Annotated in this window: 24 protein-coding genes and 1 pseudogene; 11 read left to right on the forward strand and 14 right to left on the reverse strand. The window is 70.4% G+C overall.

Annotated elements, in window-relative coordinates; translation table 11 throughout:
• Positions 1 to 18: 18 nt before the first annotated feature.
• Positions 19 to 1,428 (forward strand): DNA repair protein RadA, encoded by a 1,410-nt coding sequence (gene radA, locus IG99_RS34400; protein WP_037681104.1) that lies wholly within the window; start codon positions 19 to 21, stop codon positions 1,426 to 1,428.
• Positions 1,429 to 1,509: 81 nt separating this feature from the next.
• Positions 1,510 to 2,634: a DNA integrity scanning diadenylate cyclase DisA gene (gene disA / locus IG99_RS34405; RefSeq protein WP_037681106.1), complete on the forward strand. Its 1,125-nt coding sequence runs from the start codon at positions 1,510 to 1,512 to the stop codon at positions 2,632 to 2,634.
• A 166-nt stretch (positions 2,635 to 2,800) separates the two neighbouring features.
• Here the strand turns inward: disA and IG99_RS34410 are convergent, their stop codons facing one another.
• Positions 2,801 to 3,685 (reverse strand): hypothetical protein, encoded by an 885-nt coding sequence (locus tag IG99_RS34410; RefSeq protein ID WP_199815674.1) that lies wholly within the window; start codon positions 3,683 to 3,685, stop codon positions 2,801 to 2,803.
• Between the two features lie 175 nt (positions 3,686 to 3,860).
• Between IG99_RS34410 and IG99_RS34415 the strand changes: the two genes are divergently transcribed.
• Positions 3,861 to 4,508, forward strand: coding sequence for a phosphatase PAP2 family protein (locus IG99_RS34415; protein WP_037681214.1), 648 nt, complete (start codon positions 3,861 to 3,863; stop codon positions 4,506 to 4,508).
• Between the two features lie 3 nt (positions 4,509 to 4,511).
• Here IG99_RS34415 and IG99_RS34420 read toward each other — a convergent pair whose 3' ends face one another.
• A complete protein-coding gene (locus IG99_RS34420; protein WP_037681113.1) occupies positions 4,512 to 5,183 on the reverse strand; it encodes a response regulator transcription factor in 672 nt (223 codons plus the stop codon).
• A complete protein-coding gene (locus IG99_RS34425; RefSeq protein ID WP_037681117.1) occupies positions 5,180 to 6,772 on the reverse strand; it encodes a sensor histidine kinase in 1,593 nt (530 codons plus the stop codon). Before IG99_RS34425 ends, IG99_RS34420 begins: the two co-directional genes overlap by 4 nt.
• Positions 6,773 to 6,937: 165 nt before the next feature.
• Between IG99_RS34425 and IG99_RS34430 the strand changes: the two genes are divergently transcribed.
• The 5 genes from IG99_RS34430 (at position 6,938) to cseC (ending at position 11,668) form a co-directional block, all read left to right on the forward strand.
• Entirely contained in the window at positions 6,938 to 7,891 is a 954-nt protein-coding gene (locus IG99_RS34430) for an HhH-GPD family protein (protein ID WP_037681118.1), read from the forward strand.
• A gap of 328 nt (positions 7,892 to 8,219) precedes the next feature.
• Positions 8,220 to 8,762, forward strand: coding sequence for a SigE family RNA polymerase sigma factor (locus IG99_RS34435; protein ID WP_037681215.1), 543 nt, complete (start codon positions 8,220 to 8,222; stop codon positions 8,760 to 8,762).
• On the forward strand, positions 8,747 to 9,418 hold the full coding sequence (locus IG99_RS34440) for a hypothetical protein (protein ID WP_234312058.1): 672 nt from the start codon (positions 8,747 to 8,749) through the stop codon (positions 9,416 to 9,418). Before IG99_RS34435 ends, IG99_RS34440 begins: the two co-directional genes overlap by 16 nt.
• A gap of 182 nt (positions 9,419 to 9,600) precedes the next feature.
• A complete protein-coding gene (gene cseB, locus IG99_RS34445) occupies positions 9,601 to 10,305 on the forward strand; it encodes a two-component system response regulator CseB (protein ID WP_037681121.1) in 705 nt (234 codons plus the stop codon).
• A gap of 70 nt (positions 10,306 to 10,375) precedes the next feature.
• Entirely contained in the window at positions 10,376 to 11,668 is a 1,293-nt protein-coding gene (cseC, locus tag IG99_RS34450) for a two-component system sensor histidine kinase CseC (protein WP_107056092.1), read from the forward strand.
• A 42-nt stretch (positions 11,669 to 11,710) separates the two neighbouring features.
• Here cseC and IG99_RS34455 read toward each other — a convergent pair.
• Together IG99_RS34455 and IG99_RS34460 are read right to left on the reverse strand one after the other, a co-directional pair.
• A pseudogene (locus tag IG99_RS34455) lies at positions 11,711 to 11,860 on the reverse strand (VOC family protein); the annotation flags it as partial.
• Between the two features lie 173 nt (positions 11,861 to 12,033).
• Positions 12,034 to 13,629 (reverse strand): MDR family MFS transporter, encoded by a 1,596-nt coding sequence (locus IG99_RS34460; protein WP_037681127.1) that lies wholly within the window; start codon positions 13,627 to 13,629, stop codon positions 12,034 to 12,036.
• Positions 13,630 to 13,755: 126 nt separating this feature from the next.
• Between IG99_RS34460 and IG99_RS34465 the strand changes: the two genes are divergently transcribed.
• Positions 13,756 to 14,343, forward strand: coding sequence for a TetR/AcrR family transcriptional regulator (locus IG99_RS34465; RefSeq protein WP_037681129.1), 588 nt, complete (start codon positions 13,756 to 13,758; stop codon positions 14,341 to 14,343).
• A gap of 11 nt (positions 14,344 to 14,354) precedes the next feature.
• On the opposite strand, the gene IG99_RS34470 is transcribed toward IG99_RS34465, so the two are convergent.
• Positions 14,355 to 14,924 (reverse strand): M23 family metallopeptidase, encoded by a 570-nt coding sequence (locus IG99_RS34470; protein ID WP_037681132.1) that lies wholly within the window; start codon positions 14,922 to 14,924, stop codon positions 14,355 to 14,357.
• A 632-nt stretch (positions 14,925 to 15,556) separates the two neighbouring features.
• Between IG99_RS34470 and IG99_RS34475 the strand changes: the two genes are divergently transcribed.
• Positions 15,557 to 16,198 (forward strand): HAD family acid phosphatase, encoded by a 642-nt coding sequence (locus tag IG99_RS34475; RefSeq protein ID WP_037681134.1) that lies wholly within the window; start codon positions 15,557 to 15,559, stop codon positions 16,196 to 16,198.
• A gap of 83 nt (positions 16,199 to 16,281) precedes the next feature.
• Here IG99_RS34475 and IG99_RS34480 read toward each other — a convergent pair whose 3' ends face one another.
• Positions 16,282 to 18,807 (reverse strand): ATP-dependent Clp protease ATP-binding subunit, encoded by a 2,526-nt coding sequence (locus tag IG99_RS34480; RefSeq protein ID WP_037681136.1) that lies wholly within the window; start codon positions 18,805 to 18,807, stop codon positions 16,282 to 16,284.
• A 430-nt stretch (positions 18,808 to 19,237) separates the two neighbouring features.
• On the opposite strand from IG99_RS34480, the gene IG99_RS34485 reads away from it, so the two are divergent.
• The gene (locus IG99_RS34485; protein WP_037681138.1) at positions 19,238 to 19,855 is read left to right on the forward strand and encodes an SCO3374 family protein; all 618 of its coding nucleotides are present in this window, start codon (positions 19,238 to 19,240) and stop codon (positions 19,853 to 19,855) included.
• On the opposite strand, the gene IG99_RS34490 is transcribed toward IG99_RS34485, so the two are convergent.
• From IG99_RS34490 to nadC, 7 genes are all read right to left on the reverse strand, one after another.
• A complete protein-coding gene (locus tag IG99_RS34490; protein WP_037681141.1) occupies positions 19,834 to 20,169 on the reverse strand; it encodes a histone-like nucleoid-structuring protein Lsr2 in 336 nt (111 codons plus the stop codon). The two genes, IG99_RS34485 and IG99_RS34490, sit on opposite strands and share 22 nt — an antisense overlap.
• 240 nt (positions 20,170 to 20,409) lie before the next feature.
• A complete protein-coding gene (locus IG99_RS34495; protein WP_037681144.1) occupies positions 20,410 to 20,943 on the reverse strand; it encodes an amino-acid N-acetyltransferase in 534 nt (177 codons plus the stop codon).
• 9 nt (positions 20,944 to 20,952) lie between these two features.
• On the reverse strand, positions 20,953 to 21,354 hold the full coding sequence (locus IG99_RS34500) for a BlaI/MecI/CopY family transcriptional regulator (protein ID WP_037681147.1): 402 nt from the start codon (positions 21,352 to 21,354) through the stop codon (positions 20,953 to 20,955).
• A gap of 177 nt (positions 21,355 to 21,531) precedes the next feature.
• Positions 21,532 to 21,711 (reverse strand): hypothetical protein, encoded by a 180-nt coding sequence (locus IG99_RS34505; protein ID WP_037681151.1) that lies wholly within the window; start codon positions 21,709 to 21,711, stop codon positions 21,532 to 21,534.
• A gap of 65 nt (positions 21,712 to 21,776) precedes the next feature.
• Entirely contained in the window at positions 21,777 to 22,526 is a 750-nt protein-coding gene (locus tag IG99_RS34510; protein ID WP_037681154.1) for a hypothetical protein, read from the reverse strand.
• A gap of 1,087 nt (positions 22,527 to 23,613) precedes the next feature.
• Complete coding sequence (locus IG99_RS34515; protein WP_037681159.1) at positions 23,614 to 24,411, reverse strand: type III pantothenate kinase; 798 nt, start codon at positions 24,409 to 24,411, stop codon at positions 23,614 to 23,616.
• A gap of 15 nt (positions 24,412 to 24,426) precedes the next feature.
• Positions 24,427 to 25,404, reverse strand: a complete 978-nt coding sequence (gene nadC / locus IG99_RS34520) for a carboxylating nicotinate-nucleotide diphosphorylase (RefSeq protein ID WP_037681161.1) — start codon at positions 25,402 to 25,404, stop codon at positions 24,427 to 24,429.

Below are 25,404 nucleotides of genomic sequence, written 5' to 3' on the forward strand. Positions count from 1 at the left end.
GGGGCTACGGTTTCGTCCATGGCTGCCCGTACGAAGACCACCAAGGACCGCCCGTCCTACCGCTGCACCGAGTGCGGCTGGCAGACGGCCAAGTGGCTCGGTCGCTGCCCCGAGTGCCAGGCGTGGGGGACGATCGAGGAGTACGGCGCGCCCGCTGTCCGTACGACGGCGCCCGGTCGGGTCACCACCTCCGCCGTGCCCATCGGCCAGGTCGACGGCCGCCAGGCGACCGCTCGTACCACCGGCGTGCCGGAGCTGGACCGGGTGCTGGGCGGCGGACTGGTCCCCGGCGCGGTGGTGCTGCTCGCGGGTGAACCCGGCGTCGGCAAGTCGACGCTGCTGCTCGACGTGGCGGCCAAGGCGGCGAGTGACGAACACCGCACGCTCTATGTGACGGGCGAGGAGTCGGCGAGCCAGGTCCGCCTGCGCGCCGACCGCATCAAGGCCATCGACGACCATCTGTATCTCGCCGCCGAGACCGATCTGGCGGCCGTGCTGGGCCACTTGGACGCGGTGAAGCCGTCGCTGCTGATCCTCGACTCCGTGCAGACGGTGGCCTCTCCGGAGATCGACGGCGCCCCGGGCGGCATGGCACAGGTGCGGGAGGTGGCGGGCGCCCTGATCCGGGCCTCCAAGGAGCGTGGGATGTCCACCCTCCTTGTGGGCCATGTCACCAAGGACGGCGCGATCGCCGGCCCCCGCCTCCTCGAACACCTCGTGGACGTCGTCCTGCACTTCGAGGGCGACCGGCACGCGCGCCTGCGTCTCGTGCGGGGCGTCAAGAACCGCTACGGCACGACGGACGAGGTCGGCTGCTTCGAACTGCACGACGAGGGCATCACGGGCCTCGCCGACCCAAGCGGACTTTTCCTGACCCGTCGTGACGAACCGGTCCCGGGCACCTGCCTGACGGTCACCCTCGAGGGCCGCCGGCCCCTGGTCGCCGAAGTGCAGGCGCTCACGGTCGACTCGCAGATCCCCTCGCCCCGGCGCACGACGTCCGGCCTGGAGACCTCCCGCGTCTCGATGATGCTGGCGGTGCTGGAGCAGCGGGGCCGGATCAGCGCCCTGGGCAAGCGGGACATCTACTCGGCGACGGTGGGCGGAGTGAAGCTCTCGGAGCCGGCCGCCGACCTCGCGATCGCCCTCGCCCTGGCCTCCGCGGCCAGCGACACCCCCCTGCCGAAGAACCTCGTCGCGATCGGCGAGGTGGGCCTCGCGGGCGAGGTCAGACGGGTCACGGGCGTCCAGCGCCGGCTCGCGGAGGCACACCGCCTGGGCTTCACGCACGCGCTCGTGCCGGGCGACCCGGGCAAGATCCCCGCCGGCATGAAGGTGCTGGAAGTCGCCGACATGGGGGACGCTCTGCGGGTACTGCCGCGCTCCCGTCGGCGAGAGGCCCCGCAGGACGCGGAGGAGCGCCGGTAGACTTTGCCCAGGTCTCGCCCGTCCGTACGAACCGAGTGCGCGAAACGGGAGCGCCCCAGAACCTGCGACCCGAGGAGTGCAGTGGCAGCCAACGACCGGGCGACAGCTCCCGGAAAGTCCGGCGGGAGCTCCGGTGCCGACGGCCTGATGCGCGCTTCACTGAGCGCGGTAGCTCCCGGCACGGCGCTGCGTGACGGCCTCGAGCGGGTCCTGCGCGGCAACACCGGCGGTCTCATCGTCCTCGGCTTCGACAAGACGGTCGAGACGATGTGCACGGGCGGTTTCGTCCTGGACGTCGAGTTCGCGGCGACCCGGCTGCGCGAGCTGTGCAAGCTCGACGGCGGCATCGTGCTCTCCTCGGACCTGTCGAAGATCCTCCGCGCGGGCGTGCAGTTCGTGCCCGACGCGACGATCCCCACGGAGGAGACGGGCACCCGGCACCGCACGGCGGACCGCGTCTCCAAGCAGGTCGGCTTCCCGGTGGTCTCGGTCTCGCAGTCCATGCGGCTGATCGCGCTGTACGTCGGCGGTCAGCGCCGTGTCCTGGAGGACTCGGCGGCGATCCTGTCCCGCGCCAACCAGGCGCTGGCGACCCTGGAGCGCTACAAGCTCCGCCTGGACGAGGTCGCGGGCACACTGTCGGCGCTGGAGATCGAGGACCTCGTGACGGTCCGGGACGTCTCCGCTGTCGCCCAGCGACTGGAGATGGTGCGCCGCATCGCCACCGAAATCGCCGAATACGTGGTCGAACTGGGCACGGACGGCCGACTGCTCGCCCTCCAGCTCGACGAGCTGATCGCGGGCGTGGAGCCCGAGCGCGAGCTGGTCGTGCGGGACTACGTCCCCGAGCCGACGGCGAAGCGCTCCCGCACGGTCGACGAGGCCCTGTACGAGCTGGACGCCCTCTCCCACGCCGAGCTCCTCGAGCTGTCCACGGTGGCCCGCGCATTGGGCTACACCGGCTCTCCCGAGGCCCTCGACTCGGCGGTCTCCCCGCGCGGCTTCCGCCTCCTCGCCAAGGTCCCCCGGCTCCCCGGCGCCATCATCGACCGCCTGGTGGAGCACTTCGGCGGCCTCCAGAAGCTGCTGGCCGCGAGCGTGGACGACCTCCAGACGGTCGACGGTGTGGGCGAGGCCCGCGCCCGCAGCGTCCGCGAGGGGCTGTCCCGTCTGGCGGAGTCGTCGATCCTGGAGCGCTACGTCTGACGGCAGGCGCCGATCCCGAGTGCCGGTCCTGACGACCGTCGGGCGCGGGGCGCACGCCCGCTATGGGTTGTCCGGCGGATCATGCCGCAGACGCGGGGTCCGGCACGCCCACCTGGGTCGATGAGTCACCACTGCCTTCCTGCGACCCGAGCCGCCGGGGCAGCCCCTAGTCGGCCGACAGTACGAAGGACGCCTTCGCCTTCGAGAATCCCGGTGCCTTCGCCTCGAGCAGGTACGTCCCCGCTCCCGCGGACCCGGGGGGCGGTGTCGCGCACTTCGGGGCGCTCGGCTTGCGGTCCCACTTCACGGTGTAGGTGATGGTGGTGTCCGCGGGCACCCGGTACAGCATGCTGCCGGTGATCTTGGGGCAGTCCGCCGACGACCAGTAGTTGTCCTCGCTGCCCGCCTGCGTGACCGTCAACACCGTGTTCTTCGGGCCGAGATCGACCTTGCAGTCGTGCGCGGAGGTGTTCTTGGCGACCAGCTGGAACGCCGGCGTCTGGTCGGGCGAGTAGGTGTTGCGGACGCTGCGCAGGCGCAACGTGACCACACTGGGCGTGCAGTTGGGAAGAGTGGAGCCACCCGACAGCGCGGTCCCCGTACCGCCCGAGCCGACGGTGACCTCGCCCACCCCGCTGGATCCCGCCGGGCCCGAACCGGCCCCCTCGGTCCCACCGGAGCCCCCGGAACCAGAACCGGAACCGGAGCCGGAACCCGATCCGTTCCCCGAACCGTCGTCGGAACCAGAGCCGGAACCGGAGCTCGCACCCTCGTCGGATCCGGAGCCGCTGGAGTCCCCGCCGCCCGACTCGTCGCGTCCGCCCGGGGCTTGACTGATGGCGGGCCCGGAACTGGAGGGGCCCGGAGTGATCGTGGGCGCGGGATTCTTGCCGTTGGAGCCGTCGCCCTGGTTCTTCCCGCCCCCTCCGCCCGCGAGGACGATCCAGGCGATCAACAGCGTCAACAGGGCTACCACGGACAGCAGTACGGCCCTCCGTCGCCAGTAGATGGAGGAGGGAAGCGGCCCGACCGGATTGCGCAGAGATCCCACGGCCCAAACTGTACGAGAGATCACCGAGTTCGCTCGCCTCACCCGCCGCCGGGAAGCACAACTTTTCACGATCATCATCCCGGAACCGGCCGCCCCACCCCTGTCTTTCGTCAGGTGCGGCACACGACGATCGCAGGGTGTGACGACCACGGCCGGACGCATACTTTCGGTGACCATGAATTCCGAGGACGCCGGGCTCTACCGCGACATCACCGATCTCGCCCATGACACCCCCGTGTGGGTACAGCACTTGACCGAGGCCTGGACGGAGGGCGGACTCCTGCTGTTCGCCGCGCTGTTCGTCACGACATGGTGGCGGTCCCGCCGCGGCACGACCCATGCCTTCGCGATCGCGGCCCTTGCACCTCTGGCCACTGCTCTGGCGTACGTCTGCAGTGAGGTGCTGAAGACCGCCCTCACCGAGGAGCGTCCGTGCCGCGCGGTCGCCGACGCCGCGGCCTCCCTCTCGCCCTGTCCGTCGTACGGCGACTGGTCCTTCCCCAGTAACCACGCCACCATCGCCGGGGCCGCCGCCGTCGCCCTGGCACTCGCCCGACGCGCACTGCTGTGGCTGACGGTCCCGTCGGCCCTGCTCATGGCCTTCTCCCGAGTCTTCGTCGGGGTGCACTACCCGCACGACGTCGCCGCGGGACTGCTGCTCGGCGCGGTCGCCGCCGCCGTCGTCGTACGCCTGGGCACACGTCCAGCGGTGCGGGTGGCGGAGGCGATGCGGGGGTCCTCAGCGGGCCTCCTGCGCTGGTTCACCGGGCCGGGGCAGGTGCCGCCCCCGGGCGCCGTGCACGCCGGGGCGGAGCAGCGCTGAGCCTCACCCGCCCGCTCCCTCGGCCCCGTCCGCCAATCCCGCCTCATAGGCCACGATCGCCGCCTGCACGCGGTTGCGGACGCCGAGCCGGTCGAGGACCGCGCTCACGTACGCCTTCACCGTGCCCTCGACGAGATGCAGCCGGGCGGCGATCTCCGGATTGGACAGCCCCGCGCCCACCAGCGCGAGGACCTCGCGCTCGCGCGGGCTCAAGCGCCCCACACGCGCGCGTGCCGCCGACTCCCGGGCCAGTCGTCCGCCGCCGAGGCCGTCGACGACGTAACGGGCCACCTTCGGGGAGAGGAAGGCGGCCCCGCCCGCGACGGCCCGTACGCCCGCGATCAGTTCGTACGGGTCACCGGACTTGAGCAGGAACCCGGTGACACCGCCACCGAGCGCCCGTGCCACATACGACTGTTCCGAGAAGGTCGTCAGCATCGCGACGGCCGTGCCGGGCACGGTCCGTACGATCTCCTCCGCGGCGGCGAGGCCGTCCAGGCGGGGCATGCGGATGTCGAGCAGGGCCACGTCCGGGCGGTGGGCACGGGCCAGTTCCACCGCCTCACGTCCGTCCCCGGCCTCGGCGACGATCTCCGTCCCGCCACCGCTCGTGAGGATGGCGCGCACACCTGCCCGTACCATCGCCTCGTCGTCCGCCAGCAGTACGCGGATCATCCTGCGAACTCCCTGTACTCCTCGCGTCCCTCGCCGGACGGACCGGCTCCGGGGACCACGTCCTTGGCGACCAGGCGCCCCTCGTCGTCGAAGCACAGTCTGAAGTGGTCGACGGAGACGAGGAGTTCACCGCTCGCCCGGTAGTAGCGGCAGTGGGTGCCCCGCGGCGGCCTCGGGGCCCGATCGGTGGGCGGGTCCGACACGGAGCGCTGCGGCAGGACGCGCGCGACCTCCTCGGCCGACGCGCCGATGCGCAGCTTCACGTAGGCGGTGGGCGCGAGCACCGCGTGGGTCTTCGTGTACGCGTACCAGCCGAAGCCCGCGCCGATCAGGACGACACCCGCGCAGGCCGCGCCCGCGAGGGCGAGGACGACGCGGCGGCGGGCCCGGGTGAAGGGCGCCGAGGGGGCGGCAGGGCGGGTCGTGGGCGGCGCGGGCTGTGCGGGGACGTGAGCCCGCACCCGGAAGCCGTCCTGGTGCGGGCCGGCCTCGAAGTCGCCGCCCAGCGCGCTCACCGCGGCACGCAGGCCGGCCAGGCCCGAACCGCCCGAGCCGCCCGAGCCTCCCGAGGAGGACGAACCCTCCTGAGTGGGGCGTCCGTTGGTGATGGTGACGGTCGTGCCGTCGGCGTCCTCGGCGTCCTCCGCGGCCGTTACGGTGACGGGGGCGCCCGGCGCGTGGCGGGCCGCGTTGGTGAGGGCCTCGCGGACCACCTGGTACAGGATCCGCTCGGTGACCCCGCCCGGCGTGATGGCCGGGGTGGCTCCCGTCGGCTCCCAGCGCACCGGCAGCCCCGACTCGGCGGCGCGGGTCACGAGTTGTTCGACGCTCTCGCCCGCCGGGGTCAGGGGTGCCGGCTCGTCGTCCTCACGCAGGACGCCGATGATGCGGTGGAGACGGTCGGTGGCGTCGGCGGCGGCCGCGCGCAGGTCGGCGGCGGCCGCGCGATGCTGCTCCGGGAGGTCGGCGGCGACCTGCAGCGCGCCCGCGCGGAGGGCGATCAGGCTCAGTTCGTGTCCCAGGGAGTCGTGCATGTCCTGGGCGATCCGCGCGCGTTCCCGCAGCCGGGCGCGCTCCTCGGCGCCGCGCCGCTCGTCCTCCAGCCGGGCGGCCCGGTTCCAGCCCGCCTCGGCCAGCTCCCGGCCCTGCCGCCAGTAGCGGCCGCCGAGCCAGGGGAAGACGCAGCCGAAGAGCAGCGTGGCCATCAGGACCACGAACTCGGGTACCGGGTCCACCCCGATGAGCGCGATCCTCGCCCAGCCCGCGCCGGCGACCGCGGCGAGGACGAGAGCCGCGGGGCGTATCCGGGCCGCGCGCAGACCGAGCAGCAGGGCGAAGGCGCCCAGGGCGGGGCCGTAGGAGACGCTGAACAGGGCTGGGGCGGCGGTCAGGTTCAGCGCGGCCGTCAACGCGAAGGCGACCAGGGGGTGGCGCCGGGACACGGCGACGGCCACGGCGAGCACCCCGAGCCCGGCCCCCTCCTGCCAGACCGGACGCGGCTCGTTCAGCCCGAGGCGGTCAGCGCCGAGCGCCGGGAGCGCCAGCGCCGCCCAGAGAAGAACGCGCTCACGCGCGCGAGGACGTTCCATCCGCCCGACGCTACAAGCGGTGGGCGGGGCGGCACCGCTGTCGATCGTCAGGTACTTCGGGCGGGGCGGCGCCGCTGTCGATCGTCAGGTGCTTCGGGCGGGGCGGCACGACCGGGGTGGCGGTGCACGCGCGTGTGGCGGTCGGCGTGGGAGGATCGGAAGGTCATGACTGCGCCCACGAAGCCCCCGCACAGCAGCCCCGCCGACGCCGTCTCCGGCCCGCGCCGCGGCGAGGACCCATCCCCCGGAGAGAGCCTGCACGCCCCTGTCATCGACTGGTTCGAGGAGCACGCCCGCGACCTGCCGTGGCGGCGCCCCGAGGCCGGCGCCTGGGGCGTGATGGTCAGTGAGTTCATGTTGCAGCAGACGCCGGTGAACCGCGTCCTGCCCGTCTACGAGCAGTGGATGGCGCGCTGGCCCCGGCCCGCCGACCTCGCCCAGGAGGCGCCCGGTGAGGCGGTGCGCGCCTGGGGCCGGCTCGGCTACCCGCGCCGTGCCCTGCGCCTGCACGGTGCCGCGGTCGCCATAACGGAGCGGCACGGCGGCGACGTACCGTCCGACCACGCGCAGCTCTTGGCGCTGCCCGGCATCGGCGAGTACACGGCCGCGGCCGTCGCCTCCTTCGCCTACGGTCGGCGGCACGCCGTGCTGGACACCAATGTGCGGCGCGTCTTCGCGCGCGCTGTCACCGGCGTGCGGTACCCGCCGAACGCCACCACGGCCGCCGAGCGCAGGCTCGCGCGCACGTTGCTGCCCGAGGACGAGCGGACGGCGGCGCGGTGGGCCGCCGCCTCCATGGAGCTGGGCGCGCTGGTGTGCACGGCGAAGAGCGAGACGTGCCACCGCTGTCCGATCGCCGCTCAGTGCGCCTGGCGGCTCGCGGGCAAGCCGGAGCACGAGGGCCCGCCGCGTCGCGGGCAGACGTACGCGGGCACGGACCGGCAGGTCCGCGGCAAGCTGCTCGCCGTGCTCAGGGAGGCCCACGCGCCGGTCCCGCAGGCCGTGCTGGACCGGGTGTGGCACGAGCCGGTGCAGCGGGCCCGGGCCCTGGACGGGCTCGTGGCGGACGGATTGGTGGAGCCCCTGCCGGGCGGGCTCTATCGGCTGCCGCTGAGCTGACGCACAGACACATCACAGGCGTACGGGCCGTCGTAACGGCGCCCCACATCACCAAATCACCCCATATACACACGAACCATCCAGCCGCTTTACCCGTTTCCTGCTTTCGTTACACAACCGACGGACAGCCGAGCGCTGTCCGCAGGCTGCTTCGGACAGCGCCGTGACAACCGCTCCGTAGCTTCTTCCTCGTGCCCGACGGGCACGGGACGGTTGCGGACCACACGGCCACACAGGCAGACCACACGCACCGCGGACCGTCCCCCGATGCAGTGAGAAAACCGGCCGACGGAACAGGCCGGAAAACGGGGAGCGGAGGCGGTTGATCATGGCGCAGGGCGAGGTGCTCGAATTCGAGGAGTACGTCCGCACCCGGCAGGACGCGCTGCTGCGCAGCGCCCGTCGGCTGGTCCCGGACCCGGTCGACGCCCAGGACCTCCTTCAGACGGCCCTGGTGCGGACGTACGGCCGCTGGGACGGCATAGCGGACAAGCGGCTGGCGGACGCCTACCTGCGCCGCGTGATGATCAACACCCGCACCGAGTGGTGGCGGGCCCGCAAGCTGGAGGAGGTCCCGACCGAGCAGCTCCCGGACGCCTCGGTCGACGACTCCACCGAGCAGCACGCCGACCGCGCCCTGCTGATGGACGCCATGAAGGTGCTCGCTCCGAAGCAGCGCAGTGTCGTGGTGCTGCGACACTGGGAGCAGATGTCCACGGAGGAGACGGCCGCCGCCCTCGGCATGTCGGCCGGAACGGTCAAGAGCACGCTGCACCGGGCGCTCGCCCGGCTCCGTGAGGAGCTGGAGGCCCGCGAACTGGACGCACGCGCGCTGGAGCGTGAGGAGCGGGAGCGTTGCGCGGCGGCCTGACCGGGGCCGGGCCCACACCGGCCCGAGGAACCTTCCAGGCGGCGATCACGGCGGCGGCCGTGCTCGCCGCCCTCACCCTTTTCGTCGCCTCGTGCGCCACCGGCGGCACCGGAGCCCGTGACGAGGGGCCGGCGCACGCGGACGCGGTGGCGGGCGGGGCCGCGTCGGCCGCCGCGCTGCCCACTCCGACGCCCACCGCCACCCCCGACCGGAGGGAGGCGGTCCGGCTCGTCAAGGACGACCCGGTGGTCTCCGCGGAGGTCAAGCGCGAGCTGAAGCCGTGCGTCGCCGACGAGTACCCGGTCGACGTGTCCTACGGCGACGTCACCGGCGGAGGTGCCGAGGACATCGTGGTCAACGTGCGCACGTGCAGCGACGCCGTCGGTGTCGGCGCGTACGTGTACCGGGAGGCCGACGGCCGCTACAAGAACGTGTTCAAGGCCGAGGAGCCCCCGGTCTACGCCGAGATCGACCGCGGCGACCTGGTCGTTACCGAGCAGGTCTACGAGAAGGGCGACCCGGTGTCGAATCCGTCCGGCGAGAACGTGATCACGTATCACTGGGCCGCGAACCGCTTCGCCGAGAAGTACCGCACGCACAACGACTACAGCAACGCGGTCGGCGGGGAGCCCACGGTGGCGCCCGAGCACAGTTGAGCAAGAATCTCCGGCAGGAACCTCCGGCACCTTCGGCACCTCCGGCAGAAGTTCCCAGCAGAAATTTTCCGGACGGCGTGAACCGATCGGCCCACTCGATCCGATGCATGGGTGAAGGCACGTGACACACGACCCACACCGAGACCGACACCGAGACCGACACGAGGACTGAGAGCACCGGGATGGCAGATCAGACCCACGTCCTGTTCGTCGAGGACGACGACGTCATCCGTGAGGCCACCCAGCTCGCCCTGGAGCGGGACGGCTTCGCGGTCACCGCCATGCCCGACGGGCTGTCCGGCCTGGAGGCGTTCCGGGCGGACCGCCCCGACATCGCGCTGCTGGACGTCATGGTTCCCGGCCTGGACGGCGTGAGCCTGTGCCGACGTATCCGGGACGAGTCCACCGTGCCGGTGATCATGCTGTCGGCGCGCGCCGACTCGATCGACGTCGTGCTGGGCCTGGAGGCGGGCGCCGACGACTACGTGACCAAGCCGTTCGACGGCGCCGTCCTGGTCGCCCGGATCCGCGCGGTGCTGCGCCGGTTCGGGCACGCGGCCGGCGGCGACCGGCCGGACGACGGCGGCTCCGCGGCGCAGGGCGGCGTGCTGACCTTCGGTGAACTGGAGGTCGACACCGAGGGCATGGAGGTGCGCCGGGCCGGGCAGCCCGTGGCCCTGACGCCCACCGAGATGCGCCTGCTGCTGGAGTTCTCCTCCGCGCCGGGGACGGTCCTGTCGCGCGACAAGCTGCTGGAGCGGGTGTGGGACTACGGCTGGGGAGGGGACACCCGCGTGGTCGACGTCCATGTGCAGCGGCTGCGGACGAAGATCGGCCAGGACCGCATCGAGACGGTCCGTGGCTTCGGCTACAAGTTGAAGGCCTGAGCGGGGCGTCATGCGCGGCATCTTCCGGCACCTGGACCCGACACGCGGGGGGCACGTGGAGCACGCGGGCATGCGTACCGGCCTGAGGTGGAAGCTGAGCGCGGCGATCGCGTTGGTGGGTGCGCTCGTCGCGATCGCGCTCAGTCTGGTCGTGCACAACGCCGCGCGGGTGTCGATGCTGGACAACGCGCGTGACCTCGCGGACGAGCGGGTCCGGATCGCCCAGCGCAACTACGAGCTTTCGGGGCGGCCGAACTTCCCCAGCATCAAGATCGACGACCCGGACCTGCCGTCGGAGCTGCGGCAGAAGGTCACCGAGGGGCGCCGGGCGACGTTCGTGTCCGACCGGCCGGGGGGTGTGCCGGACATCTGGGCGGCCGTGCCCGTCAAAGACGGCCACGTGCTGTCCCTGCACACCGGATTCACCGACCGCAGCATCGACATCCTCAAGGACCTCGACCAGGCCCTGGTGATCGGGTCCATCGCGGTCGTCTTCGTCGGCAGCGCCCTGGGTGTGCTCATCGGCGGGCAGCTGTCGCGCCGGCTGCGCAAGGCGGCGGCCGCGGCCAATCAGGTCGCCCGGGGCGAGACGGACGTGCGGGTGCGGGACGCGATCGGCGGGGTGGTGCGGGACGAGACCGACGACCTGGCGAGCGCGGTGGACGCGATGGCGGACGCGTTGCAGCAACGTCTGGAGGCGGAGCGCCGGGTCACCGCCGACATCGCGCACGAGCTGCGCACCCCGGTGACCGGTCTGCTGACGGCGGCCGAGCTGCTGCCGCCCGGTCGGCCGACGGAGCTGGTGCTGGACCGGGCGAAGGCGATGCGCACGCTCGTCGAGGACGTTTTGGAGGTGGCCCGGCTGGACGGGGCGTCCGAGCGGGCCGAGCTCCAGGACATCGTGCTGGGCGAGTTCGTGGCCCGGCGGGTGGCGGCGAAGGACCCCGCGATCGAGGTGCGGGTGGTGCACGAGTCGGAGGTCACCACCGACCCGCGGCGCCTGGAGCGGGTGCTGTTCAATCTGCTGGCCAACGCCGCACGGCACGGCAAGCCGCCGATCCAGGTCAGCGTCGAGGGCCGGGTGATCCGGGTCCGCGACCACGGTCCCGGGTTCCCCGAGGACCTGCTCGCCGACGGACCGAGCCGCTTCCGCACCGGCCGGAGCGACCGTTCCGGCGCGGGTCACGGCCTCGGTCTGACCATCGCGGCGGGTCAGGCGCGGGTGCTGGGCGCCCGGCTGACGTTCCGCAACATCCGGCCGGCCGGCGCGCCCGAGCACATACCGGCGGAGGGCGCGGTCGCCGTGCTGTGGCTGCCGGAACACGCCCCCACGAACACGGGGAGCTATCAGACGCTGCCCTGAGCCTGCCCTCCGACCGGTCCCCCGGCGGCCGCAGGCGGCGCCTCAGCCGAAGTCCTTGGAGGAGTCGAGCTCCTCGCCGCGCTCGGGCAGTGAGGTCCAGTTGCCGTTGTCGTCGCGGAAGATCGCCTCGATGCCGTACGGACGCTCCTGCGGCTCCTGGATGAACTCCACACCGCGCGCCTTGAAGGTCTCGAAACTGTCTACGGGCCGATGGTGACACGGGAGCGCTGACACGCCACCGCGGTCGGCGCACTCCCCGGGGTGAGCGGCGCATCGCCGAAGCCCCCGGTGCGGGCACGCGCGCCGGGGGCCTTCATGTCAGTGACGCGGGGTGGGACGGCCTCGACGAGGCGGCCCCGGATGGCTCAGACCGCCTCGACCATGGGCGGCTGTGCCGCCGTACCCGCCGCCGGTCCCTCGCCCGGCTTCTGCGGCCCGGTGCCCTTGAGCGGGACCTCCTTCACGAACACGGCCGCGAGCAGTGCGCCCACCGCGATGACCGCTCCGAGGAGGAACGCCGAGTGGGTGCCGGCCGACACAGCGTGCTGGTAGGCCTCCCGCGCCGCCGCCGGCAGCTGCGCCAGGTGGGGCGCGTCGATCTGGGCGGACTGCTCGGTCATCTCCGAGCCCAGCGCGCCGGCCCGCTCGGCCATGACGTCCTGGACACGGTGGTTGAAGAGCGCGCCCATGATCGCGACACCGAAGGAGGAGCCGAGCGTACGGAAGAGGGTGGTGGACGAGGAGGCGACGCCCATGTCCTTCATCTCGACGCTGTTCTGCGCGACGAGCATCGTGATCTGCATCAGGCAGCCCATGCCGAGGCCGACGACGGCCATGTACACACCGGAGGTGAGGCGGCTGGTCTCGGTGTCCATGAGGGACAGCAGGTACAGGCCGACGATCATCAGGGTGCTGCCGACCACGGGGAAGATCTTGTACTTGCCGGTGTTCGTGGTCACCCGGCCCGCGACCATCGAGGTGACGAGCATGGCGCCGAGCATCGGCAGGAGCAGCAGTCCGGAGTTGGTCGCGGAGGCGCCCTGCACGGACTGCTGGTACAGCGGCAGGAAGAGCGTCGCGCCGAACATCACGAAGCCGGTGATGAAGCCTATGAGGGACATCAGGGTGAAGTTGCGGCTGCGGAAGATGTGCAGCGGGACCACCGGCTCCGCGGCCCGGGTCTGCCAGAAGACGAAGCCGACGAGCGCGGCCACACCGATCGCGATGAGCTCCATGATCCGCGCGGAGCTCCAGGCGTACTCCGTGCCGCCCCAGGTGGTCACCAGCACGATCGAGGTGATGCCGATGGTCAGCAGCGTGGCGCCCAGGTAGTCGATGCGTGCCTCGGCCCGCTTCTTCGGCAGGTGCAGCACCGCGCTGATGGCGGCCAGCGCCACGACGCCGAGCGGCAGGTTGATGTAGAAGGACCAGCGCCAGCCCCAGTTGTCGGTGATGGTGCCACCGACCAGCGGACCGCCGATCATCGCCAAAGCCATGACGCCGGCCATCATGCCCTGGTACTTGCCGCGCTCCCGGGGCGGGATCAGGTCACCGATGATCGCCATGACGCCGACCATCAGACCACCGGCGCCGAGCCCCTGAACGGCACGGAAGCCGATGAGCTGCCCCATGTTCTGCGCCATACCGCTCAGCGCGGAGCCGGCCAGGAAGATCACGATCGACGTCATGAAGGAGCCCTTGCGGCCGTACATGTCGCCGAGCTTGCCCCACAGCGGGGTGGAGGCGGCCGTCGCCAGCGTGTATGCGGTGACCACCCAGGACAGGTGCTCGAGCCCGCCGAGGTCACCCACGATCGTCGGCATCGCGGTGCCCACGATCATGTTGTCCAGCATCGCGAGCATCATGGTGATCATGAGCGCGAGCAGGACCACTCGTACACTCTTGGGCTGTTTGCCCGATTCTGTTGCTGCTTCTTCATTCACAGGCTGTGCGTCCGCCATCGTCTTCCACTCCCCCCGGCAACGGCCCACTTACTTGCCGCCCGGCTAGTTCACTACACTCAGGAAAGTAGACCCGTAACTAGCCGGGCGTCAAGTAAGTTTCGAATAGTTCGGGGGAGCGCGAAGATGGGCGGCACGATGGACGGCACCAAGCGGCAGCGGCGCGGCGACACGCGACAGCGCATCCAGGACGTGGCACTCGAACTCTTCGCCGAGCAGGGCTACGAGAAGACCTCATTGCGCGAGATCGCCGAGCACCTGGACGTCACCAAGGCGGCGCTCTACTACCACTTCAAGACGAAGGAAGAGATCATAGTCAGCATCTTCCAGGATCTGACGAAGCCGATGGAGGAACTGATCGAGTGGGGTGCGGCCCAGCCGCACACCCTGGAGACCAAGCAGGAGATCGTACGGCGCTACGGCGGCCACCTCGCCGACGCCTCACCGCTCTTCCGCTTCATGCAGGAGAACCAGGCGACGGTGCGGGAGCTGGAGATCGGCGACTCGTTCAAGGACCGTTTGCGCGGCCTGCGCGACATCATCATCGACCCGGACGCCCCACTGGTCGACCAGGTCCGCTGCGTCAGCGCCATCTTCACGCTGCACGCGGGCATGCATTTCCTGCACGACCTCGAAGGCGACCTCGAGGAGAAGCGCGAGGCCGTCCTCGAGGTCGCCATCGATCTGGTGACCCAGGCGCATCAGGGCGCCTGATCAACGGGCGGTCAGACCTTCACGCCCTTGGAGTGCAGGAACTTGACGGGGTCGATCGCCGAGCCGTAGTTCGGGGTGCTGCGGATCTCGAAGTGCAGGTGCGGGCCGCTGGTGTTGCCGGTGTTGCCGGACAGGGCTATGCGCTGACCGGTCTTCACGATCTGGCCGACCTTCACCTGGACGCGGGAGAGGTGCGCGTACTGGGAGTACACGCCGTTGCCGTGCTTGATGACGATGGCATTGCCGTAGGCGGGGCCGTCACCGGCGCCGTTGCCGCCGGCCTTGACGACCGTGCCGCCGTGCGCGGCCATGACCTTGGTGCCGCTCGGCACGGCGAAGTCCTGCCCGGAGTGCTTGTGCGACCACATGCCGCCGGCCTGGTTGAACTTCGCACTGAGCTTGTACTTCGCCACCGGGTCGACCCACGAGGCGGCCGACGCGGCCTTGGCGCCGGTGACCTCCACGGCCGACGCGACCCCGGTTCCCAGCACGACCGACACGCCGACGGCGGCGGCCACGCCAGCCACACGGGTGCGGAGCATGGACGTACGAGAAGAACGGGACGAGACGCGCTGGAACATCGAAACCTCATGGGGAAGGGGACAGAAGAAACCACCCGGCGGACGGACATCCGCCGAATGGGCCATCCCTTGGTAACCCCGGGGGTCGATTACGCCCAAATGTGTGACCTACTACGGAATCTAGTACTAAACGCCGAGATCACACACTCATTGACAAAACGCCCATTCCCAGCCGCACCGCTCAGGGCACGGGAACAGCGGCATCGAACCCATCCATAAAGTCCGTTTTGGCCATATTTCCGCTATCACTATTTTCGGTAGTACCGGACAAATCGGCTGTGCGGCATGTCACCGGCCCACCCCATCGAATGACCCTTTAATGTGACGGGCACTACGCTGCCCGAGAAGGGCGCACGAAGGGCGACTCCGTCACCGAGTAGGCGTGCGTTCCGTCGCGAGCTTCCCCACCCAGGCAGGCCGAACTCATCGCCAAGCCAGGCGAGTTGATGTACCGACAGGCCTACGAGCGACCCCTCCCTCTGTGACTCTCGCCACAATCACTCACCGACCCATGTGAGCGCTCTCCGACCTGCCGCTACCGTCCAGTAACCCGCTGGTTCCCCTCAAGCCACTCCCACCCACCAGCATGCCCACGACATCGGCAGAGCTCGGACGCGAGAGGACCCCCACCCATGACCAGAGGTACCTGGACGCGCAGATTTGGCATGACCGCGATAACCGCCGTCGCCATCACGGCGCTGGCCGTTCCCGCCAGTGCCCAGGCCGCGACGACCACCAGCCCCTCCACCGTCGCCACCGCCACCGCCACCGCCGCCGAGGACGTCGACTACGCCACCTGGCAGAAGGACTGTCAGGCCGTGATGGGCCAGGCTCTGCCCTATCTGAAGCAGCGCATCGCGAGCACCAAGCCGGGCGAGAAGCAGGCGATCGTCCTCGACATCGACAACACCACGCTGGAGAGCGACTTCGGCTTCAGCTACCCGGCGCCGGCCAACAAGCCGGTCCTCGACGTCGCCAAGTACGCCCAGGACCACGGCGTCTCGCTGTTCTTCGTCACCGCCCGCCCGGGCATCATCTCCGGCGTGACCGACTACAACCTCAAGTACGTCGGCTACAAGGTCTCCGGCCTCTACGTCCGCGGCTTCCTCGACCTGTTCAAGGATGTCGCCGCCTACAAGACCGCCCAGCGCGTCGACATCGAGAACAAGGGCTTCACGATCATCGCGAACATCGGTAACAGCGCCACCGACCTCTCGGGCGGCCACGCCGAGAAGACGTTCAAGCTGCCGGACTACGACGGGCAGCTGTCGTAAGCCGTCTTCCCGCGAAGGGGCCGTACGCACGCGAAGGGGGCCGGTGCTCGAAAGCACCGGCCCCCTTCGGGCGTTCGGAGCGCTTACGCGTCCTTGCTCAGGTTCGGCCCGGCTCCGCCGGCCGCCTGCTCGATCGGCGGGACGTCCGGCAGCGCCGACTTCTCCTCACCCCGGAAGGTGAAGGTCTTGGTCTCGCCCTCGCCCTCGGTGTCCACGACCACAATGTGACCGGGGCGCAGCTCGCCGAAGAGGATCTTCTCCGACAGCGTGTCCTCGATCTCGCGCTGGATGGTGCGACGCAGCGGACGCGCACCCAGCACGGGGTCGTAACCCTTCTTGGACAGCAGCTCCTTGGCGGTCTGGGAGAGCTCGATGCCCATGTCCCGGTCCTTGAGGCGCTCGTCCACCTTGCTGATCATCAGGTCGACGATCCGCAGGATGTCGTCCTGGGTCAGCTGCGGGAAGACGACCACGTCGTCGACACGGTTGAGGAACTCGGGGCGGAAGTGCTGCTTGAGCTCGTCCGAGACCTTGTTCTTCATGCGCTCGTAGTTGGACTTGGTGTCACCCGCGGCGGCGAAGCCGAGGTTGAAGCCCTTGGAGATGTCCCGGGTGCCGAGGTTGGTCGTCATGATGATGACCGTGTTCTTGAAGTCCACGACCCGGCCCTGGGAGTCGGTCAGACGACCGTCCTCCAGGATCTGCAGCAGCGAGTTGAAGATGTCCGGGTGGGCCTTCTCGACCTCGTCGAAGAGGACGACGGAGAACGGCTTGCGGCGGACCTTCTCGGTCAGCTGGCCGCCCTCTTCGTAGCCCACGTAGCCGGGGGGCGAACCGAAGAGACGCGACACCGTGTGCTTCTCGCTGAACTCCGACATGTCGAGGGAGATCAGCGCGTCCTCGTCGCCGAAGAGGAACTCGGCGAGCGCCTTGGACAGCTCGGTCTTACCGACACCGGACGGGCCGGCGAAGATGAACGAACCACCGGGACGCTTCGGGTCCTTCAGACCGGCACGCGTACGACGGATCGCCTTCGACAGCGCCTTGACGGCGTCGACCTGGCCGATGACCCGCTTGTGGAGCTCGTCCTCCATGCGCAGCAGACGCGAGGACTCCTCCTCGGTCAGCTTGAAGACCGGGATGCCGGTGGCCGTGGCGAGGACCTCGGCGATCAGCTCGCCGTCGACCTCGGCGACGACGTCCATGTCGCCGGCCTTCCACTCCTTCTCCCGCTTGGCCTTGGCGGCCAGGAGCTGCTTCTCCTTGTCGCGCAGGGAGGCGGCCTTCTCGAAGTCCTGCGAGTCGATCGCGGACTCCTTGTCGCGGCGGACGCCGGCGATCTTCTCGTCGAACTCGCGCAGGTCCGGCGGCGCGGTCATCCGGCGGATGCGCATCCGGGAGCCGGCCTCGTCGATCAGGTCGATCGCCTTGTCCGGCAGGAAGCGGTCCGAGATGTACCGGTCGGCCAGGGTGGCGGCCTGGACCAGTGCCTCGTCCGTGATCGAGACACGGTGGTGGGCCTCGTACCGGTCGCGCAGACCCTTGAGGATCTCGATCGTGTGCGGCAGGGACGGCTCGGCGACCTGGATGGGCTGGAAGCGGCGCTCCAGGGCCGCGTCCTTCTCCAGGTGCTTGCGGTACTCGTCCAGGGTGGTCGCACCGATGGTCTGGAGCTCACCGCGGGCCAGCATCGGCTTCAGGATCGAAGCGGCGTCGATGGCGCCCTCGGCGGCACCCGCACCGACCAGCGTGTGCAGCTCGTCGATGAACAGGATGATGTCGCCGCGGGTGCGGATCTCCTTGAGCACCTTCTTCAGGCGCTCCTCGAAGTCACCGCGGTAGCGGGAGCCGGCGACCAGCGCGCCGAGGTCCAGGGTGTAGAGGTGCTTGTCCTTGAGGGTCTCGGGCACCTCGCCCTTGACGATGGCCTGGGCGAGTCCCTCCACGACGGCGGTCTTGCCGACGCCGGGCTCACCGATCAGGACCGGGTTGTTCTTCGTACGGCGGGACAGCACCTGCATGACCCGCTCGATCTCCTTCTCGCGCCCGATGACCGGGTCGAGCTTGGACTCACGAGCGGCCTGGGTGAGGTTCCGGCCGAACTGGTCGAGGACCAGGGACGTCGAGGGGGTGCCCTCGGCAGGCCCGCCGGCGGTGGCGGTCTCCTTGCCCTGGTAACCGGAGAGCAGCTGGATGACCTGCTGCCGCACTCGGTTCAGATCTGCGCCCAGCTTGACGAGGACCTGGGCGGCGACGCCCTCGCCCTCGCGGATCAGGCCGAGCAGGATGTGCTCCGTGCCGATGTAGTTGTGGCCCAGCTGAAGGGCCTCGCGGAGCGACAGCTCCAGGACCTTCTTGGCACGGGGGGTGAAGGGGATGTGCCCGGACGGGGCCTGCTGGCCCTGGCCGATGATCTCCTCCACCTGCTGGCGGACCGCCTCGAGCGAAATCCCGAGGCTCTCAAGGGCCTTGGCGGCGACACCCTCACCCTCATGGATCAGGCCCAGGAGGATGTGCTCGGTGCCGATGTAGTTGTGGTTGAGCATCCGGGCTTCTTCCTGAGCCAGGACGACAACCCGCCGCGCGCGGTCGGTGAACCTCTCGAACATCGTTAATCGCTCCTCAGAGCGGTCAGGCAGTGGGGGGAACTTCCCCTCCCTGTCCTTCCGCAGCTTAGTCCCGCAAGCGGGGACCGCTCATTCCAACTGCCGACACCGTCGATGGCCTCCTGACCCGTGACGCCGACATCTGCTCCAACCCGATGGTGCGAGACGATGTTCCCGCAGGCCAGACCGTTACCCCAGTCGCCAGTACGCCGATGGCGAACGCGAGACGGCCTTTCCTGCGTGTCGCCCCCTCCCACTAGGGATGTCTTACCCGCTGGGACTGACACTCCATGCCGCAGGCCCCGGTTCCCTCCGCTATGGGCGAACAACCTTGCGTCCCGTCGCGCCCTCTCGACCCCCCGGATCCGGCACGCTGCGCATCGGCACGGACACCCAGCGTAACTTCGGAGGTCTTTCGACGGTTGGCCTTGGCATGACTGGTTCAGTCCGCACGCGATCCACCGCCTCTCTCCCCGTCCCTCTTCCCCGAAGTCCGCTCCACCCGACCGACCGGATTCGGCTCTGGTACGAGAACGAGCTGGGCTGGGTGATGGTGCCCGGGCGCCCGGGGGCTCCACCGAGGCTCGCCGTGGGCCTGCGCTTCGACGTGCTGGACGTGCCGCTCGAGGCCGGCATCGCGGCCCTGCGGCAGCTGGGTCCCGGGGCTCCGGTGGCGGTGCGGGCCGACCGTATGCAGCTGCTGGTGGCCGCGGGTGGCGCGGAGGAGGTGCCGGGGCTCCTGGAGTGGCTGGAGTGGGGCGAGCTGCCGCTGGATCTGGTGCCGATCGGTGCGGGCGGGGCCATGGAGGCCCCGGCGCCGCCCGAGGCGCCCCCGTCTTCCCGGCGGGGGCCGGGAACGGCAGCGGGGGCCGCCCTGTGGTTGCGGCCCCCCGTCCCGGGGTGCGAGGTCGAGACCTCGCTGCCGACGCTGTCGGCTCTGGGGGGCGGTGGAGACGCCCCCGATCTCGTGCGCGTGGTGAACACGGTGGCGACACACTGCCACCGAATCCGGCTGCGACGCGCGTGCGCTCAGCCGTTGGCCTTCTCGTAGGCCTCGCGAATGGTCGCGGGAACACGGCCGCGGTCATTGACCTCGAGTCCGTTCTCCTTCGCCCACGCGCGGATCTGCGCGGTGTCCTGGCTGCCACTCGAAGCGGCTCGTGCCTTTCCGCGCCCGCCCGAAGCACGGCCTCCGGTGCGACGGCCACCCTTCAGATAGGGATCGAGAAGGCTGCGCAGCTTGTCCGCATTGGCAGTCGTGAGATCGATCTCGTACGTCTTGCCGTCCAACGCGAACGTCACGGTCTCGTCCGCCTCGCCGCCGTCGAGGTCGTCGACAAGAAGGACCTGAACCTTCTGTGCCACCGGATTTCCTTTCATCGATAACGTGAGGGCCGGGGTGTGCGCGGCGTCCCCGTTTCGCCGCCCCCTGTTATATCCACTACTGCAGTACGTCGGAAAGCAAACCGCTTTTCCTGGAAAAACACAAACCCCCGACAGAGACCGGCAGCCCTCCCCCGGCCCGAAAACGTACGCGTTTCGGACATAGGGCACCTCGGCACGGACGTCCGGGTGGAATACTTCCTTGTGGATCACACAAGCCGATCACAGATGCAGAAGCATCCGGCTGTTGCCCAAGGTGTTCGGTTTCACTCGTTCGAGACCGAGGAACTCCGCGACACCCTCGTCATAGGAACGAAGGAGCTCGGCGTAGACATCGGTGTCGACGGGCGTCTCACCGATCTCGACGAAGCCGTGCTTGCCGAAGAAGTCCACTTCGAAGGTGAGGCAGAAAACGCGGCGAACGCCCAGCCAACGCGCGGTGTGCAGCAACTTCTCCAGCAACTGGTGGCCGACCCCGGCGCCCTTCAGACCCCGCTTCACGGCGAGAGTGCGGACTTCCGCGAGGTCTTCCCACATCACGTGCAGTGCGCCGCAGCCGACCACCTCGGCGTTGTCGTCCCGTTCCGCGACCCAGAACTCCTGGATGTCCTCGTAAAGTGTCACCGTCGCTTTGTCGAGCAGGATGCCGCCGCGGACGTACGCGTCAAGGAGACGGCGTACCGCGGGGACATCGCCGGTCCGGGCGCGCCGGACGGTGATGGCTTTAGCGGTGACTTCGGGGCTCTCTGCTGACATGAGCGGACGCTATCGCCCGCGCGCCTCCGTTGCCGAGCCGGGGTTCTCCTCGGCGGCTTCACGCGGTGGAGCGGGTTCGGCTGTTTCCGGCCCCTGGACGATGCGTACGGCGTCCCGCAGGGCCCGCCGCTGTTCCTCGCTCATCATCCCGAAGAAGGCGACGAGAGCGGCGGCGGGGTTGTCGCTCTGCGACCAGGCGTCGTTCATCAGGGCGGCCGCGTAGGCGGCCCTGGTGGAGACCGCCTCATATCGATAGGCGCGGCCTTCCGCCTCGCGGCGCACCCAGCCCTTCTGATGAAGATTGTCCAAAACGGTCATCACCGTGGTGTACGCGATGGACCGTTCCTGCTGAAGGTCTTCCAGGACTTCTCGAACGGTCACCGGGCGGTTCCACTTCCACACCCGCGTCATGACCGCGTCTTCGAGTTCTCCCAATGGGCGAGGCACACCTCAGAACAATAGTGGGAGATCTGGGCAATCGCGTGCCGGACGTGCACTTTCATCAGCAAACAGGAACAAAAAGGGCGTACAGCTCGGTCGGGGCGACGATATCGCCCCGCGAGCCGTACGCCTCGGCAGCCGGCGCCGTCAGGCGTCGGGGCCGGCGGGGGCCTGCCTGGCACCCTCCGCCCGCGCGAGCGCCGCGTCCACGACGGCGTCCTCCTTGGCCTTGTTGGCGCCGCCCTGGGTCTTCACGATCACCCGGATCACACCGATGAAGAACACGGCCATCACGACCGGGGGCACGAGCGCGGAGACGTAGTCCATGGAGCCAGAGTAGCCAGGGTGGGGTTCGGGGCGGCGCGGGGGGAGGCCCGAGGGAGAAGCGGGGGTCAGCCCGCCGCCAGTTGTTGCGGGGAGTCGGCAGAGGGCGGGGTGGGCTTGCGGCGGGGGAAGACCTCGCCCGGCGTGGGGATGGGACGGCGGGCCGGGGCGGGCTCCGAAGGCGCCGGCTTGGGGGCGGCGGGTCTGGGAGCGGCCGGTTTCTCGGCGGGCTTCTTCTGCGGCTTCGGGGTGGGGCGTTCCGCCGGCTCGGGCAGATCAGCGCGCGGATCGGCGAAAGCGCCTCGGGGAGGGCCTCCTGAACGCCCCCCTGGAAGGGCCAGGAGGCGGGTGCGGGACGCAGGGACGGTCGGGGTGGGCCGAGCGGACCCGCAGAGCGGCTGAGCCTCCTGGCGGGGCGTCCTGGCGACCTGACGCGGAGTGCGGGGACGGGGGGCCCGGTGGGTGGGGTCGTCGCGGTCGGCGAGGCGCAGACAGTGGGCCAGGAGCGCGGCCGCGGCGGGATTGCCGCGCAGGGCGCCGAGGGCGGCGAGGTCCTCGGGGACGGGCTGGTAGCCGGCGCCCAGCACCTCCCGCAGGAGGGCGAGGTACCCGGCGGCGGTGCCGGGCAGGGCGGCGCGGTATCGGGCGAGGTCGGCCACCAGGAAGTCCCTCAGCCGGGCGCCCTCGCGCATCGCCTCGTCCAGGGACTCGGCGAGACGGTGACAGTCCTGGACGTCTTCGGGCGAGGCGGGGCCGGGGTGGAGGGCGAGGGCGAGGGCGCGGCGGAGCACACGCAGCTCCTCCGCGCCGAACGCCATGCCGCCGCGGGATCCGTATGGCGTGGGCATGCGCCGACGATACGCGCTAATCAGACAAATCCGACACAGGAGAACAGGCGTGGCGCGGGACGCCACCCGCCTGGACGGCCCTCATCACCAGGTCAGCGCTGCTCCGGCGCCGTGTCGGACTCGGAGGGTCGCCGCTGGAGAGCTTCTGACTGGGACCGTCCGGAGGGCTTCAGCCCGGGACCGTAAGGAGGGCTTCGGCCCGGGACCGTCCGGAAGGCTTCAACCCGGGACCGTAAGGAAGGCTTCAACCCGGGACCGTCCAGAAGGCTTCAACCCGGGACCGTAAGGAAGGCTTCAACCCGGGACCGTCCAGAAGGCTTCAACCCGGGACCGTCCGGAAGGCTTCAACCCGGGACCGTCCGGAAGGCTTCAACCCGGGACCGTCCGGAAGGCTTCAACCCAGGACGGTAAGAGTGGCTGCAGAGGACCACTCGCGGAGGGCCGTCACCCGAGGGCGGCAGGCAGGGCTGTCGCGGAGGGCAGCCGCCAAGGGAGGGCCGTCACCCGACGCCGTCACGCAGGGCTCTGTGCGGAGGGCAGCCGCGGACCCCTCTCGGACTGCCGTCACCGGAGGGCGGCTGCGGAGAGCCGCCACGAGAGCGCCGTCACAGGCGGATCGCCGCGGGTCGGCAGCGGCCAAGGTCACCGCCACAGCGCCGGCATGAGGGCCACCGCCAGGCCCCGCCGCGACACAGTCACAGTCACAGTCACAGGGAGGCCGCTGCCGCGGGCCGTCAGGAGAGCAGCCGCAAGGGCCGCCGCCAAGCCCCCGTCACGCATGGCCACCGCCAAGCCCACGCCACCAAGCCCCCGTCACGCATGGCCACCGCCAAGCCCACGCCACCAAGCCCACGCCGCCGAACGTCGACGCAAGGCCACCGCCGAGTCCCGCCGCCACACCCCCATCACGCGGGGGAGCCCTCACGCACGGCCACCGCCAAGGAGGACTCCCGCCGCCAGGACCCGACGCGGAGAGCAACCGGCGCGGGGTCGGGGCGGCGAGCCGCGCGACAACCGCTCGGCTCGCCCGCCCTCCCTCGCCGCCGTCGCCGCGAGCTCAGAGCCGCGACACGTTCCGCTCGTACACCAGTCTCAGGCCGATCAGCGTCAGCCACGGCTCGTGTTCGTCGATCACCGATGACTCGCCGAGGACCATCGGCGCCAGCCCGCCCGTCGCGATCACCGTCACGTCGTCGGGGTCCTCCGCCAGCTCGCGCGCCATCCGGCTCACGACCCCGTCGACCTGCCCGGCGAACCCGTAGACGATGCCCGCCTGCATGGCCTCGACCGTGTTCTTGCCGATCACACTCCGCGGCCGGGCCACCTCGATCTTCCGCAGCTGCGCGGCCTTGACGCCGAGCGCCTCCACGGAGATCTCGATACCGGGGGCGATGACCCCGCCGACGTACTCCCCGCGCGCGCTGACCGCGTCGAACGTGGTCGCCGTACCGAAGTCCACGACGACCGCCGGCCCGCCGTACAGCTCGATCGCCGCGACCGCGTTGATGATGCGGTCGGCGCCGACCTCCTTGGGGTTGTCGAAGAGGATCGGTACCCCCGTCTTCACGCCCGGCTCGACGAGCACCGCGGGGACGTCGCCGTAGTAGCGCCGGGTCACCTCGCGCAGCTCGTGCAGCACCGACGGCACGGTCGCGCAGATGGCGATCCCGTCGATGCCGTCGCCCAGTTCGTCCCCGAGGAGCGGGTGCATGCCCATGAGCCCCTGGAGCAGTACCGCCAGCTCGTCGGCGGTCCGGCGCGCGTCCGTCGAGATCCGCCAGTGTTCGACGATGTCCTCGCCGTCGAACAGGCCCAGCACGGTGTGCGTGTTGCCCACGTCGATCGTCAGCAGCATGGCCGGCTCCCGCTCCTACTCGGCCGCTCGGAGGTCCAAGCCGATGTCGAGGATCGGCGAGGAGTGGGTGAGGGCTCCCACGGCCAGGAAGTCGACGCCCGTGTCGGCGTACGCCCTGGCGTTCTCCACCGTGAGCCGGCCCGACGCCTCCAGCAGCGCGCGCCCGCCGACGACGGCCACCGCCTCCTCGCACTCCCCCGGCGTGAAGTTGTCCAGGAGAATCAGGTCGGCGCCCGCGTCCACGACCTCACGCAGCTGGTGCAGGGTGTCGACCTCGACCTCGATCGGCACGTCCGGGAAGGCCTCCCGTACGGCCCTGAAGGCCTGGGCGACGCCGCCCGCGGCGACCACGTGGTTGTCCTTGACGAGGGCCGCGTCCGAGAGGGACATGCGGTGGTTGACCCCGCCGCCGCAGCGGACGGCGAACTTCTCCAGGGAGCGCAGCCCCGGTGTTGTCTTGCGGGTGTCCCGCACGCGGGCCTTCGTTCCCTCCAGGGCGTCCGCCCACGCGCGCGTGGCGGTCGCGATGCCCGACAGGCGGCACATCAGGTTGAGGGCGCTGCGCTCGGCGGTCAGCAGGTCACGCGTGCGCGTGGTGACCGACAGGAGCTTTTGCCCGGCCTTCACGGTGTCGCCGTCGTCCACGTGCCGCTCGACCTCGAACTCGTCCGAGCAGACCACTGAGATCACCGCTTCGGCGACCCGCAGGCCCGCCACCACGCCCGCCTCGCGCGCGGTGAAGTCGGCGGTGGCCACGGCGTCCTCGGGGATCGTGGCGACCGTCGTGACGTCCACGCCGTGGTCGAGGTCCTCCTGGATGGCGACGTTGGCGATGTCCTCGACCTCGACGGGGTCGAGTCCGGCGTCGGCCAGGAGCTGCGCGAGCGCGGGGTCCAGCCCGCACTCCAGATACTGCTCGTCGGTTTCGGCACCACAGGCACAGCCGTCGCCGCAGCCGCCGTTCTGGGCGAGGGGAAGGTCGGGGGTGGTCAC

This window comes from Streptomyces griseus subsp. griseus, assembly GCF_000720255.1.
GTDB classification, from domain to species: domain Bacteria; phylum Actinomycetota; class Actinomycetes; order Streptomycetales; family Streptomycetaceae; genus Streptomyces; species Streptomyces griseus_I.